Annotated in this window: 11 protein-coding genes; 6 read left to right on the top strand and 5 right to left on the bottom strand. The window is 66.1% G+C overall.

The window, feature by feature from the left end:
* Positions 1-951 (bottom strand): 1-phosphofructokinase, encoded by a 951-nt coding sequence (gene pfkB / locus ACZ60G_RS26225; RefSeq protein WP_465813171.1) that lies wholly within the window; start codon positions 949-951, stop codon positions 1-3.
* On the bottom strand, positions 948-1,715 hold the full coding sequence (locus ACZ60G_RS26220) for a DeoR/GlpR family DNA-binding transcription regulator (protein ID WP_063038130.1): 768 nt from the start codon (positions 1,713-1,715) through the stop codon (positions 948-950). Before ACZ60G_RS26220 ends, pfkB begins: the two co-directional genes overlap by 4 nt.
* A 146-nt stretch (positions 1,716-1,861) precedes the next feature.
* Between ACZ60G_RS26220 and ACZ60G_RS26215 the strand changes: the two genes are divergently transcribed.
* Positions 1,862-3,574 carry a putative PEP-binding protein gene (locus tag ACZ60G_RS26215; protein ID WP_465813169.1) on the top strand — a complete coding sequence of 571 codons (1,713 nt, stop codon included), beginning with the start codon at positions 1,862-1,864 and terminating at the stop codon, positions 3,572-3,574.
* Positions 3,575-3,660: 86 nt separating this feature from the next.
* A complete protein-coding gene (locus ACZ60G_RS26210; RefSeq protein ID WP_063038126.1) occupies positions 3,661-3,870 on the top strand; it encodes a hypothetical protein in 210 nt (69 codons plus the stop codon).
* 35 nt (positions 3,871-3,905) lie between these two features.
* On the opposite strand, the gene ACZ60G_RS26205 is transcribed toward ACZ60G_RS26210, so the two are convergent.
* The 3 genes from ACZ60G_RS26205 to ACZ60G_RS26195 all read right to left on the bottom strand — a co-directional run bounded on the left by ACZ60G_RS26205 (position 3,906) and on the right by ACZ60G_RS26195 (position 7,354).
* Positions 3,906-4,448 (bottom strand): DUF779 domain-containing protein, encoded by a 543-nt coding sequence (locus ACZ60G_RS26205; RefSeq protein WP_465813167.1) that lies wholly within the window; start codon positions 4,446-4,448, stop codon positions 3,906-3,908.
* Complete coding sequence (adh, locus tag ACZ60G_RS26200) at positions 4,448-5,971, bottom strand: aldehyde dehydrogenase (RefSeq protein WP_465813165.1); 1,524 nt, start codon at positions 5,969-5,971, stop codon at positions 4,448-4,450. The genes ACZ60G_RS26205 and adh overlap by 1 nt, the downstream gene beginning before the upstream one ends.
* A 90-nt stretch (positions 5,972-6,061) precedes the next feature.
* Complete coding sequence (locus ACZ60G_RS26195; protein ID WP_465813163.1) at positions 6,062-7,354, bottom strand: transcriptional regulator; 1,293 nt, start codon at positions 7,352-7,354, stop codon at positions 6,062-6,064.
* Positions 7,355-7,547: 193 nt separating this feature from the next.
* Between ACZ60G_RS26195 and ACZ60G_RS26190 the strand changes: the two genes are divergently transcribed.
* The 4 genes from ACZ60G_RS26190 to ACZ60G_RS26175 all read left to right on the top strand — a co-directional run bounded on the left by ACZ60G_RS26190 (position 7,548) and on the right by ACZ60G_RS26175 (position 14,892).
* Positions 7,548-8,810, top strand: a complete 1,263-nt coding sequence (locus ACZ60G_RS26190; RefSeq protein WP_465813161.1) for a cytochrome P450 — start codon at positions 7,548-7,550, stop codon at positions 8,808-8,810.
* A gap of 199 nt (positions 8,811-9,009) precedes the next feature.
* Entirely contained in the window at positions 9,010-10,431 is a 1,422-nt protein-coding gene (locus ACZ60G_RS26185; protein ID WP_465813159.1) for an amidase, read from the top strand.
* A gap of 189 nt (positions 10,432-10,620) precedes the next feature.
* Positions 10,621-11,076, top strand: coding sequence for an SRPBCC family protein (locus ACZ60G_RS26180; protein ID WP_465813158.1), 456 nt, complete (start codon positions 10,621-10,623; stop codon positions 11,074-11,076).
* A 345-nt stretch (positions 11,077-11,421) separates the two neighbouring features.
* A complete protein-coding gene (locus ACZ60G_RS26175; protein WP_465813156.1) occupies positions 11,422-14,892 on the top strand; it encodes a protein kinase domain-containing protein in 3,471 nt (1,156 codons plus the stop codon).
* Positions 14,893-14,895: the final 3 nt, after the last annotated feature.

Here is a 14,895-nt window from a genome sequence, read left to right as displayed (position 1 = left end):
TCAGCGACTGTGCAGGGATTCCAACGTCGTGACGGCCACGGCGCGGGGGTCGGTGTGGTGTGGTCCGGGCAGCCCGGTCCCCGGCAGCGCGGCGGCGGCGCTGCCGTAGGCGACGGCGCGGCGCAGCCGATCCGGTGCGTCCAGCCCGTCGAGATCGGCGAGCAGGTAGCCGGCCAGCGCGGAGTCGCCTGCTCCCACGGTGCTGCGCGGGGTAATGGCGGGTGCGGCGGCATGCCACGCCCCGTCGTCGGTGACGAGTACGGCTCCGGACGCGCCGAGCGTCGCGAGGACGGCGCCGACGCCGCGGGCGACCAGTGTGCTCGCCGCACGCGCGGCGGCGACCGGATCCTCCAACTCGGCGGGATCGCCATGGGTGAGCTGGGCCAGCTCGTCGGCATTCGGCTTGAGTAGTTGCGGAGCAGCGGATTCCAGTTCGGCTGCCAGTGCGAGCAGGGGAGCGTCGGAGGTATCGACCGCGATCCGGACGCCGCGCAGCCGGTGCAGCAGATACGCGTACCAGTCGGTGGGTACGGCGGGTGGGAGGGATCCGGACAGCACGACCCAGCTCGCCGTATCGGCGAGTTCGTCGAGTTGATTCGCCAGTGCGGCAAGGCATTCGGCGGACAGCGATGGTCCGGGTTCATTGATCTTCGTGGTGGTGCCGTCGCGTTCGGCGACGGTGAGATTGGTGCGCGCCGGGGTGGCGCACGTTACCGCGCGGTGTTCGATATCGGCATCGGTGAGCATGCGCAGCAACGGGTCCCCGGCATTGCCGGGCAGCACCGCAATGGTCTCGCACCCTGCGGCGGCGATCACCCTGGAAACGTTGACCCCCTTGCCGCCGGGCTGTGACAGCACGGTCTCGGCCCGGAGTACGGCACCGCGCCGCAACGGTTCCCGCAGGCTGACGGTGCGGTCGATACTGGGATTCGCGGTGAGCGTGACGATCATGCCGTGACCACTTCGATGCCGTACTCGGTGAGTTCGTTGTGTACCGAAGGCAGCAGCCCGGTATCGGTGACCAGCACATCGAATTCCTCGACCGACCCGAAGCTCAGCAGATCCTCGCGCCCGACCTTCGTCGCATCGGCGACCACTACTACTCGGTGGGCGCTGGCGATCATGGCGCGCTTCACCGCCGCCTCGTCGGGATCGGGGGTGGACAGTCCGTGGCCGATGGTCAGGGCATTGGTGCCGATGAACGCTACATCGACCCGCAGCTCGCCGAGCACCCGCAAGGCCTCCGCGCCGACCGCGGCCTGCGTGACACCCCGCACTCGGCCGCCGATCAGATGCAGCCGCACTCCGGCGAATCCACTGAGCCGGGCCGCGATGGGCACCGAGTTCGTCACGGCGACGAGCTCCCGGTCGGCGGGCAGGGCGGCGGCCACCCGCGCGGTGGTGGTCCCGGCATCGAACAGCACGCTGCCGCCGGTCGGTGGCAGGTAATCCAACGCCGCCTTGGCGATGCGGTCCTTCTCGGCGGCGTGGGTGTGTTCGCGCTCGGTGGTGCCGAGTTCGATCGCGGTGAGCGCCGCCGCGGGCACCGCACCCCCGTGCACCCTGCGGATCAGCCCCATCCGATCGAGGACCGCCAGATCTCGGCGCACGGTTTCGGTGGTGACCCCGTACTGCTCGGACAGATCGGCGACCGATACGCGCCCGCGTTGCCCGACCAGGGCGGCGATGGCCTGCTGGCGCTCCTCTGCGTACATCCGGTCCTCCGATTGGCAATGTGTGTTTATGTTGTTTTATGCCCGTCTGTGTTGCTTTGTCAAGAGATTTGAGTAGTCTGGATCACAACGAGCCGAGCTGAGTAATCGGTCGCACTCACTCGACATCGGCGTGGAGGAGGAATCGAATGTCCGGATCACCGCAGGCCACAGGCATCGCGAGGATTGCACGCAGCGCCATGACATTGCGCGGGACCCCGGCGGTGCCCGGAATTGCCGCCGCGCCAACCGTGCGTCCGGCGCCGCGGATTCGCGTGGACCTTCGTGCCGAACCGGTCGCCGAGTCCGATCGGGCATCACAACACGAAGCCTTCCTTGCCGCGACATCGGTGGTTGCACGGCGCTTGCGCGAGCGCGCCACCCACGCGAGCGGTGCGGCCGCGGAGGTGCTCGTCGCGAATGCGGCGATGGCCGCTGATCGCGGCTGGCTCAGTGCCGCCGAGAAATTGATCGCCGCGGGTAGTCCCGCCGCCGTCGCGGCCACCGCCGCCACCGATCAGTTCGCCGAGGTGTTCACCAAACTCGGTGGGCTGATGGCCGAACGCGTCACCGACCTTCGCGATGTCTGCGACCGGGTGGTCGCCGAGCTGGCCGGTGTGCCCGAACCGGGGATTCCCACGCCCGCCCGGCCATCAATCCTGCTCGCCGACGACCTGGCTCCGGCCGATACCGCCGGACTGGATCCGAATCTCATTGTCGGCCTTGCCACTTCGCGCGGCGGTCCGACCAGCCACACCGCGATCATCGCCCGCCAGCTCGGCATCCCGTGCGTGGTCGCGATCGCCGGACTCGACGATGTGCCCGCCGGAGTCGACGTGCTGATTGATGGGGCGGCCGGACAGGTCGCCATCGGCCCGGACCCGAAAGCCGCCGCCCGCGCCGTGGCCGAATACCGCACGCAGGAATCGCGCACGGCGGCCTGGACCGGTCCGGGCGCGACCGCGGATGGGCACCGGGTCGAGATTCTCGCCAACGTCCAAGACGCGGCCGGAGCCCGCGCGACACTCTCGCAACCGGCCGAGGGCATCGGCCTGTTCCGCACCGAATTATGTTTCCTGGAACGCGAATCCGAGCCGAGCATCGCCGAACAGGCAGGCATCTATCGCGAGGTCTTCGACGCCTATGCCGGGTCGAAGGTGGTGATCCGCACTCTCGACGCCGGTTCGGATAAGCCACTGCGTTTCGCCGACCATGCCGACGAAGCGAACCCCGCGCTAGGTGTGCGCGGCATCCGCATCGCCGCCCGCGACAGCGGAATCCTGGACCGCCAACTCGACGCGATCGCCCAGGCCGCCACCGACCGCACCCCCACACCGTGGGTCATGGCGCCGATGATTTCCACTGCGGCCGAAGCGAAATCGTTCGCCGCGAAGGTGCGAGCGCGCGGACTGGTCCCCGGTGTCATGATCGAGGTCCCCGCGGCCGCCCTCCTGGCCGAGGCCATTCTGGAACACGTCGACTTCCTCTCGATCGGCACCAACGACCTCGCTCAATACACCATGGCCGCCGACCGCATGTCCGCCGACCTCGCCGCACTCACCGACCCCTGGCAACCCGCCGTCCTGGCACTGGTCGCCCGGACCGCGGCCGCCGGTGTGACCGCGCACAAGCCCGTCGGCGTCTGCGGCGAAGCCGCCGCCGACCCCCTGTTGGCCTGCGTTCTAACCGGATTCGGCATCAGTTCCCTCTCTGCCGCCGGTGTCGCGGTAGCCGCCGTCGGAGCCGCCCTCGACGTCGTCACCCTCGAAGACTGCCGCCGCGCCGCGGCCGCCGTCCTGTCGACCTCCGACCCGGACGGCGCCCGCACGGCCGCCCGCACCGCCCTCCGATCGGCCGGATGATCGGTGGTTGCCTCACGATTGCCGGAAGGGCCACTTGGTGATCCAGCAAACTCGGGCGAAACGGTCAGGGGTGTTGCGGCGATCTGGTGAATATGGCCACCGACACCATGAATCTCGCCGAGCGACGTCAAGCGATCCGACGACTCGTTGCGGTCTGCCACGTAGTCAACAAGCTGGTAGAGCTAGCCGAGATGGAATCATCCGAACCGTTGATCGCGCAGGCGCACACCACGCGCCGGGTGCTCCAGGACCTGGTGCTCGACCTGGTGGCGATCGAGCCGCGAACCGGAGTCTGAGCCGGAAACGGCGGGGCCCCAGTAAAAGTTAGCTGTCATGGCGACGGCCGCCTTCCGCTATCGGGAACTGGGCAGGCATCGGCTGCCTCGGCGACAACCTGTGGTTCGTTCGAGACCACTGGACGTTCCCCTCGCTCCCAGCCCGCGCCTGTCACCGGTTCGGTCGCAGCCAGAACGGCCAGCTCACCGCCATCGAAAACCCTTCCGCGGCTGAGGAATCGAAACCCTTCGGGCGACTCCAGACTGAAGCCCGACCCGCGACCCGGCACGACATCCAGAACGAGCTGAGTGTGCTGCCAGGCAGCGAACTGCGGTCCCGAGATCCACACCGGTGCAATCTCCTCCGGCTCCGGCGCGGTAGCAGGCAACTCATCGACCCGCATTCGCAAATCGAGCAATCCGAGCAGTACATCGTGATCACCGACCACGAATTCGCCTGCGGGATAGCACATCGGGGCCGATCCGTCGCAGCAACCACCGGACTGGTGCAGCATCAGCGGGCCGTGCAGCCCGCGGAGGCGACGGAGTAGATCCATCGCCGCCGCGGTGGCGCGCACGCGCCGGGGGACTGCGGCCATCAGAAGAAGCCTTGCGCCTTCGACGCGTAGCCGACCAGCAGGTTCTTCGTCTGCTGATAGTGGTCGAGCATCATGCGGTGGTTCTCGCGGCCGATACCGGACTGCTTGTAGCCGCCGAAGGCCGCATGTGCCGGGTACTGGTGGTAAGTGTTGGTCCACACCCGTCCGGCCTGGATATCGCGTCCGGCCCGGTAGGCCACCGAACCATCGCGTGACCATACGCCCGCGCCGAGTCCGTAGAGGGTGTCGTTGGCGATCTTGATGGCTTCGTCGTAGTCCGCGAACGAGGTCACCGAGACAACAGGTCCGAAGATCTCCTCCTGGAAGATCCGCATCGAATTGCTGCCCGCGAAAACCGTTGGCTGCACGTAATATCCGCCGGAAAGGTCGCCGCCGAGGTCCGCGCGCTCGCCACCGGTCAGCAACGTCGCGCCCTCGCCCTTGCCGATTTCGAGGTAGGACAGGATCTTTTCGAGCTGATCGTTGCTGGCCTGCGCGCCGATCATGGTCTCGGTATCGAGCGGATCGCCCTGCCGCACCGCCTTGGTGCGCACCACCGCCGCGGCCAGGAATTCGTCGTAGATATCGGCCTGGATGAGCGCGCGCGACGGGCAGGTGCAGACCTCACCCTGGTTCAGCGCGAACATGGTGAAGCCCTCGAGTGCTTTGTCCTGGAAGTCGTCATTGGCGGCGAGGACATCGCTGAAGAAGATATTCGGGCTCTTACCACCGAGTTCGAGCGTGACCGGGATCAGGTTCTGCGACGCGTACTGCATGATCAGGCGGCCGGTGGTGGTCTCACCGGTGAAGGCGATCTTCTTGATCCGCGGGCTGGAGGCCAGCGGCTTGCCCGCCTCGACACCGAAACCGTTGACGATATTGACCACACCGGGCGGCAGCAGATCACCGATGAGACCGATCAGGAACATGATCGAGGCCGGGGTCTGCTCGGCGGGCTTGAGCACGACCGCATTGCCGGCGGCGAGCGCGGGCGCGAGCTTCCAGGTGGCCATCAGGATCGGGAAGTTCCACGGAATGATCTGGCCGACCACACCGAGCGGCTCGTGGAAGTGGTAGGCGACGGTGTCGGCATCGATCTGCGACAGCGAACCCTCTTGTGCGCGAATGGCTCCGGCGAAGTAGCGGAAGTGGTCGATGGCCAGCGGAATATCGGCGGCCAGGGTTTCCCGGATCGGCTTACCGTTGTCCCAGGCCTCCGCGAGGGCGAGCGCGTCGAGGTTCTCCTCGATGCGGTCGGCGATCTTGTTGAGGACGAGGGCGCGCTCGGCGACCGAGGTCTTGCCCCAGGCGGGTGCGGCGGCGTGCGCGGCATCGAGGGCGAGTTCGATGTCTTCGGCGGTGCCGCGCGCGACCTCGCAGAACGGCTGACCCGTTACGGGAGTCGGGTTTTCGAAGTATTGGCCCTTGACGGGCGCGACCCATTCGCCCCCGATCCAGTTGTCGTATCGGGTCTGGAACGACATGGCGGCGCCCGGTGTGCCCGGGCGGGCGAAGACGGTCATCGAATGCTCCTCGATCTGCTGACTTTTCGCGTCAGGTGTGATCCGGAACACTAGAAGCGCCCATGTTGCACGACAGTTGCAAGAGACTGGTCAGATGCCCAATTTGCGGTCGAGTAGTCGTAATTGTGTCTTTACCTGGGCATACAGCGAGGACTGGCGGTCCAGCGAGGAGAGGTAGGCGGTCCACGCCGCAACGTCCTCGCGACCGTCGGCCGAACCGGTCCAGCGGGCGAGCAGGCGGCGATCACCGGCCGTCAACAGGGCCGCGCGCAGGCGTCCGCGCAATTCGACGCGCAATTCAGCGATGCCCGGTGCGAGCGAGCGAGGCAGGATCGGGCCGGGATAGGCGCGCAACGCCGCCGACGTATCGCCGCGTGCGAGCGCACGCCGAACCTCGTCGACATCGGTATCCAGATCCATCAGCAGCCGATACGGGCGGGAGCCGCGACCATTGGCGCCCAACATTTTTCGCACCCGCGACATCTCCGCGCGTACCGTGACCGGATCCAGCTCGGATTCGTCGAGCAGCATGGCGAGATGGTCGGCGCTGAGCCCCTCCGGGTAATTGGCCAGCAGCAACAGGATTTCGGCATGGCGCTGTGACAGACGGATGCGCTCACCATCGCGGATCAGCGTCGGCCGGGCCGGGCCGAGCGTCTCGAGACGTGCCGTCGTCGACGCGAGCGGTTTCGGCGCGTCCAACATGAGCAGCCGCAGTTCGGATTCCGCGGCCGATACCGTCGCGCGGATCAGTGACAACACCTCCGGCGCCGCGACGCGGGGTCCGCCGGTGATATCGATGGCGCCGATGATCCGGCCGCTGCGCGGATCATGTACGGGCGCAGCCGAACAACTCCATTCGTGCACCACGCGACTGAAGTGTTCGGCCCCGAAGATCTGCACATGGTGATCGAGGGCGAGTGCGGTGCCGGGTGCATTGGTGCCGACCCGGTCCTCACTCCAGTCCGCACCCTCGACGAAATTCATGGCCAGTGCCCGGTCCTTGACCTTCGAATCGCCCTCCACCCACAGCAATCGGCCCTCGGCATCGCTGATCGCGACGAGCAGTCCGGCCTCGGCGGCATCCTCGACCAGCAGTTTGCGCACCACCGGTCGGATCAGCGCGGTCGGATGCGTGGCCCGATACCGATGCAGCTCGAGACCATCGAGGTCGACACCGGCGCCGAAGCGGTCCGGATCGACGCCGTTACTTCGGCTGCGCCGCCAGGAATCCAGGACTACCGGCCGCACCGGATCGATCGGCAGCTGCTCGTCGCCTTCGATGAAGCAGCGATGCGCACAGGACACCTGTCGCGCCAATTGCGCGAGGTCGTCCTCCGGTCGAACGGCCACCCAGGGGTTGCCGTGCGCTGCTGTGCTCAATCGGTGTCCTTCGTGTCGTCCCTACCTACTGTAATGCCGGTCACATGTCGTATGGCCAACGGTGGGGGCGCGCTCGGTACGCGCGGACCGGGCCGCCGACGTAGGCTGGCTCTGCTCTGCGCAGGCGGCACGGATGCGCCTGCGGTCGCGCACCATGCTCATCGCTTCTGCTCAACGACTGGAGTCACGTCTCTTGACCACGCCAGAGTCGGCAACCACCACTACCTGCCCGTTCCCGGTCGCGCACGGATCGCCGATCGATACCGACGGCCCCCGAATCTCGCTCTACTCAGCGGAATTCGCCGCGAACCCGCACGAGGCGTACCGCGAGATGCGGAAGAGATACGGTTCGCTGGTGCCGGTGGAGTTGGCTCCCGGTGTACCCGCGACTTTGGTGATCGGCTACTACACCGCGCTGCAGATCCTCAATGATCCCGACCATTTTCCGCACGATTCGCGTAGCTGGCAGCAGGGTGTTCCCGAGGACTGCCCGGTGCGGCCGATGCTCGAATGGCGTCCGGCGGCAATTCGTTCCGCCGGTCTCGAGCACACCCGCTACCGGGAGGCGACCGTCGCGGGTCTCGGTGTGATCGACCTGTTCGCTCTACATACCACCGTCGAGCAGATCGCCATTCCGCTGATCAACACCTTCTGTCAGGAAGGCACGGCGGATCTGGTCGGGCAGTACGCATTGCCGTTGGCATTCACGGTGATCAACGCAATGCTCGGCTGCCCGCAGGAGATCAGCCAGCGTGCTGCGGCCGGTATGGCCGCATTGATGGAAGGCGGGGACGCCGCCGTCGAGGGCAACAAGATGGTCATGGACGCGATGTTCGAGTTGATCCAGCTCAAGCGCGACCAGCCGGGCGACGATATCGTCTCCGGATTGCTCGCCCATCCGGCGAAGCTCGATGATCCGGAGATGATCCACCAGGTGCTCAGCCTGTTCGGCGCGGGTATGGAACCGACTCAGAATTTGATCGTCAATACGCTGCGACTGATGCTGACCGACGACCGGTTCGGCGGCGGCATACTCGGCGGCACCATGTCCACGCGCGACGCGTTGGATGAGGTGCTGTTCACCGATCCGCCGCTATCGAACTACTGCATTACCTTCCCGAAGCAGCCGATCCTGATCGAGGGCTCGTGGCTGCCCGCGCACCAGCCGGTCGTCATCAGCATGACCGGCAGCAATAACGATCCCGCGATCACCACCGGCGCGTATACCGACAACAGCTCCCACCTGGCCTGGAGTGTCGGCCCGCACGCCTGCCCCGCCCGCTCGATCGCGACCCTGATCGCACAGGACGCGATCGATCAACTGCTGGACGCCTTACCGGAAATGACGCTGGCCATCCCCGTCGAAGAACTGGAATGGCGACCGGGGCCATTCCACCGTGCCGTGGTCGCCCTCCCCGTCACATTCCCCAAATCCCCTCCGCTGCAAGTCTTCTGACGCACCCTCGGGTGTCGTAGCTGCGCGGTGGAGCGGGAATCCGCCGATGGAGCCGCAACGGAAATAGCATCCGAGACGAGGAGGTCGATACTCCTGATTCGCCAGAGGCCGGGCGCGTACAATTTCCCTAGCTGGACGAACGTCTAATACGCAGGGTTCGACGCGCCCGGACCCGTGATTCGCAGCTGTGGGCATTGCTATGGCCGATCGAATACACGCATTCTCCGATGACATCCTGGCCGACCATGATGCCGTCGCCTTGGCGGCCATGGTCCGGTCGGGGGCGGTGAGTCCGAAGGAATTGGCCCGAGCGGCAATCGACCGCGCGGCGCTGGTAGAGCCGCAGCTCAATGCCATCGCGTACTCGAGTGTCGAGCGGCCGCGATACGCGTGGGGACGTGCCGGTGCCTGGTATGGCGTTCCGACGTTCGTCAAGGACAATGCCGATGTCGCGGGCATGCCGACCAACCAGGGCAGCGCCGCGTTCGTGGCCCGTCCGGCCGCTCGCGACGACGCCTACACCGCGCAGTTCCTCAGCATCGGGGTGACGGTACTCGGCAAATCGCGGATGCCGGAGTTCGGTCTGAACCCGACGACCGAATTCCAAGCCGCCGAGCCGACCAGGAATCCGTGGAATCCGGAGTATTCGGTCGGGGGATCCTCCGGCGGTTCGGCCGCCATGGTCGCGGCCGGTGTCGTGCCGGTCGCCCATGGCAATGACGGCGGGGGATCGTTGCGGATCCCGGCCGCATGCGCGGGACTGGTCGCATTGAAGCCGAGCCGATATCGGCACCTGGACAATGTTCTCGACAAGCATCTGCCGATAAGGCTCATCTCCGAGGGCGTGTTGACCAGGACGGTGCGCGATACCGCCGCGTATACCGCTGCCGCCGAACGTTATTGGCGAAATCCCGATCTCGTGCCGATCGGCGAAGTGCACGGCCCGGCCGACCGCCGCCTGCGTATCGGATTGCTGACCACCGCCGGAACCGGTGCCGAACCCGATGCCGAAACACGCGGCGCGGTCGAATTCGCGGCCAAGCTGCTCGAACGCTTCGGACATCAGGTCGAGCCGATGGCCGTCCCCTTCCCGCCGCACCTCGCCGACGACTTCCTGTTGTACTGGGCGTTCCTTGCCGATATGTCGGCCATCGGTGGCAAGGTCCTGCACGGCAGGTCATTCGATCGCCATGCGCTCGACGATCTCACGCGCGGTCTGGGCCGCTATCACCGCGAGCGCATCCTCCGCACGCCGGCCGCGCTCTACCGGCTGCGCCGGGCGTACCGGATCTATGCCGAGGTATTCACGCGGTACGAGCTCATCCTTTCGCCGGTGGTCACCCATGTAGTGCCACCGCTGGGATATCTCGATCCGAAGGTGCCGTCCGAAGAGCTGATCGAGCGGCTGCGGACATATGTGGGCTACACCCCGATCGCCAATGTGACCGGAGCGCCCGCCCTATCGATGCCGATGCGCATCGGGTCCAGCGGTGTCCCGATCGGCGTCATGTGCAGCGCGGCCTACGGCGACGAGCGCACATTGCTCGAGATCGGGTACCTGCTGGAAGCGGAGAACCCGTTCCCGCGGATCGACGCGGAGCCCACTACGCCGCAGGTCTGATTCCGCGATCAGACGCCCAGTTCCGCAGCCGCCTGCTCTACCGCAACCTGCGAATATTGTTGTGCCGCACGCAGATACTGCTCCGCGTAGGTTCTGGTCCCGCGGTGAGCCTCGGCAACTGCCGGTCCGGTGATGCGATAGGTGGCATATTACTTGGCGGGAGTCGGGCTCGGATGCTTCGATCATGGTATGACCGACGACAACGAGGTACCACGCATTGTGTCTGCCAGCCGGGAGATCGCGGCCGGTGCGGATGAAATCTTCGAATTGATCGCCGATCCCGCGCAACAGCCGCGGTGGGACGGCAACGACAACCTGGCCGAAGCCCCGGCGGGCCAACGTGTCAAGGAAGTCGGCGAGGTATTCGCCATGACGACCACCAGGGGCCATATCCGCGAGAATCACATCGTGGAATTCGAAGAGGGTCGCCGGATCGCCTGGCTGCCTGCGGAACCGGCGAGCGAACCGCCGGGCCATCTGTGGCGCTGGGAGCTCGAGCCGGTGGACGCGGCGCACACTCGGGTCACACATACCTACGACTGGTCGCGATTGACCGACGAGAATCGGCTCCCGCGCGCCCGCGCCACCACGTCCGACAAACTCCAAGCGTCCATCGACCGGCTCGCGGCCATCGCCGAAGGGTAGGCGTTTGCTGAACTTCGCTGGGCGCTGTGCCGAAATCCCGAGGCAGACTCGCACGCTCGCATCGCTCGTCGAAAATGCCGATCCGCCGCTGCTAGTGCCGGACTGCCCGGGATGGAATCTCGGGCAGCCGCTGCGTCACGTCGGCGGCTGACACGGGGCGTGACACAGTTCGCCAACCGGTAGCCTCCCGGTGTGCGGACCGGGAATAGTTTCGGTGGCCGGACATTTCGGCGGCCAGGATCGCCTGCACCGCAGGCAATTGCGGCGGCATCCTACCGAGCGCGCGCGGAATCGTCGCGACGGGAATATGCTCGAAGTAGCTGGCTGGTAGTAATCGGGGTCGTCGTGTCGCATATCGATCCGCTTTCCACGCAACGCGACCTCACCTCAGGGTTCGCGGCAGAGCTGGCCGCCGCCGGGTTCACCGATGCCGCCGAGATCGGACGTGGCGGATTCGGTGTTGTCTATCGGTGTGCCCAGCCCGCCCTCGAGCGCATGGTGGCGATCAAGGTGCTCACCGCCGATCTGGAATCGGAGAATCTCGAACGTTTTGTCCGCGAACAGCTCGCGATGGGCAAGCTGTCGGGTCATCCCAATATCGTCAGTGTTTTCGAGGTGGGCTCCACCGCGACCGGACGGCCCTACATCGTGATGCCGTACCACCCGCACGGCTCACTGGACACCCGCATCCAGCAGCACGGTCCGATCGGCTGGCAGGACGCACTGCATATCGGTGTGAAAATCGCGGGCGCGCTGGAGACCGCGCATCGACGCGGCCTGCTGCACCGCGATGTGAAACCCGGCAATATCCTGCTCACCGAATACGGTGAACCGCAGCTGGCCGATTTCGGTATCGCCCGGCTGGTCGGCGGCTTCGAGACGACCGCGGGCACGATCACCGGTTCACCCGCCTTCACCGCGCCCGAGGTGCTGCAGGGCCATGTCCCGGACGTGACCTCCGATATCTACAGTCTGGCCTCGACTCTGTTCTGCGCCAGCACCGGTCACGCGGTCTTCGAGCGACGCAACGGCGAGCAACTGGTCGCCCAGTTCCTGCGCATCACCAAACAGCCGATACCGGATCTCGGCGAGGCGGGCCTGCCCCCGGACGTGACCGCCGCGATCGAAGGCGCGATGTCCCGTGAGCGCGCGGAACGGCCTTCCAGCGCAGCCGAATTCGGTGCACAACTGCGCGAGATCCAGGAGCGGCACGGCCTGGCGCCCGACGATATGCCGGTACCGCTGCCCGCCGCCGAACCCGTCGGACATCGGCCGTCACCGACACCGACCTCCGGCCGCCGCCGCACCTCGGCGACGTCATCGACCATCACCCCACCGGTACCCGCCACCCGCTTGCGGCCGCCGGTGGCCAACCGTCCGCTGGTCGATCGTCAGCGCTTGATCGCACTGCTGCGCGACGGACGCAATCGCAGGCTCGCGGTCATCCACGGCCCCACCGGATTCGGCAAAACCACCCTCGCCGCCCAATGGTGCGAGGCGCTGACCGCCCAGGGCGTTGCGGTGGCCTGGTTGACCGTCGATCACGACGACAACAACGTCGTCTGGTTCCTCTCGCACCTGATCGAAGCCATTCGTGCCGCCCGGCCCTCGCTGGCGCGCGAACTCGGCGAACTGCTCGAGGAGCACGGCGACGAATCCGAACGCTATGTGCTGACCTCGCTGATCAACGATATCGACCGGCGCGGTGAGGAACTCGTGGTCGTCATCGACGACTGGCACTGTGCCACCGATCCCGCCACCACCCGCGCATTGCGGTACCTGCTCGAAGGCTGCAGTCCCACGCTGCATCTGGTGGTCACCAGCCGCAGTCAGACCGGGCTGCCGATGAGTTCGATGCGGGCGCGCGACGAATTGGTCGAAATCAGCCCCACCGCATTGCGTTTCGACATCGCGGAGGCCCATACGTTTCTGGTCGAGCTGGGCGGACTGGATCTGGATCGCGCCGATATCGAGGACCTCACGGAATCTACCGAAGGCTGGGTCGCGGCACTGCAACTGGCGGCACTGTCATTGCGCGGCAGCGACGATCCCGGCGAGCTGATCAGCCATCTGACCGGTCGCCACCACGCCATCAGCGAGTTCCTTGTCGAGAACGTCCTGGACACCCTCGAACCTGGAACGCTCGACTTCATGGTGGCGACCTCGATCACGCCGCGGATCTGCGGTGAACTCGCCTCGGCGCTCACCGGCGTACCGGACGGGCAGGCGATGCTGGAGCAGATCGAACTGCAGGATCTGTTCCTGCGCAAGCTCGATGACGGCAATTGGTTCCGCTATCACCACCTGTTCCAGGACTTCCTGCAGCAGCGGCTGGAACGCGATCGGCCCGAACGGATCACCGAATTGCACCGGATGGCTTCACGGTGGCTGGCCGAGCATCGGCATGTCAGCGAGGCCGTCGATCACGCCCTGTTGGCGGGGGACGAGCAGCGGGCCATCGAGATCGTCGAGCGGGACGGGATGTCATTGCTCGAATACGGGCAGTTCGCCAGTCTCATCGGTCTGGTCAACAAGTTGCCCGCGACCATCATCGAAACGCATCCACGGCTGCAACTGGATCTGGCCTGGGCGAATATTCTGCTGCACCGGGCCGCACCGGCCGAACGCGCACTGCGCCTTGCGGAATCGACGCTGGATCACGGTGAAATCGACGAAGGCGGCACCGCGCGACTGCGGGCCGAAGCCGGTGTGGTGCGTGCGGTGGTCGCGGTGCGCGCGGATGCGCTGGCCGGAGTCGACGACATGCTTGCGCCCTGCTTTTTCCGGGCCGAGGAACTGTCACCGTATGTGGTGGCGATCGGTGCGAATGTCGCCACCTTCACCGCGGGTTATCGCTACGACTTCGACGAGGCGCTGCGCATCCAGGAGTGGTCCGCACCGTATATGCGCCAGAACAAAGGCTTCTACAACAACATTCACGGCCTGTGCTTCCTCGGGCTGGCCGCGAGCCTGCAACTCGATATCACCAGTGCCGAGCAGTATTTCCGCAAGGCGATGAAGGTGGCCAAGCAATCCGGTGGCAGCCATTCCTACGGCGCGCGGCTGGCCGGATCCCTGCTCGGCGAATTGCTTTATGAGCGTGGGGAAGTCGCGGATGCGGAGCGACTGCTCGACGAGGGCTACAAGCTGGGTCCCGAGGCGGGTGTTGTCGATTTCAAATTGGCGCGCTATGTCGTCGGGGCCCGTATCAAAGCATTGCGCGGCGATCGCGCGGCCGCGATTCGCCGATTGAACGAGGGTGCGCGCGTCGCGCGTTCGATGTCATTGCCGCGGCTGGGCGCCGAGGTGGAGAACGAGCGGCTGCGACTGGGATTGCCGCCGCATCCGGAATTCGGTCCGCTGCCGGTTGTCGAATACGGAAACCGCCGTGAGCCGATCGACGCGATCGATGAATTCACCGTTCTGTACGAGGAATTCACCGCGATCCGGCTGCTGCTCGCCGCGGAAGTACCCGAGAAGACCGAACTCGCCTGCGCATGGGCCCAGGAATGGGTTGATCTGCTCGAATCCGTCAAGCGGCCGAGGGAATTGCTGAAAGCACGCCGGATGTTGATCGCCTGCCTCGCCGCCGCTGGCCGCACCGATGTGGCAAAGACCTTGCTGGCCACGGTAACCGCCCAGTGCGCCGAACTCGGATCGGTCCGCTATCTGCTGGACGGGGGACCACACGTCGTCGCCACACTCGCGGCCGTGCACGAAGATCAGCTCGCCGGACGCTGGCATCCCGAATGGCCCGACGTGCCAACGGAATTCCTACTCGCATTGGTCAATGCTCATGCGACACAAAGAATCTGATGC

The sequence above is a fragment of the Nocardia sp. NPDC102475 genome (assembly GCF_055584605.1).
The sequence above is the reverse complement of the archived record's forward strand: the minus strand, read 5'-3'. Positions and strand labels throughout refer to the sequence as shown.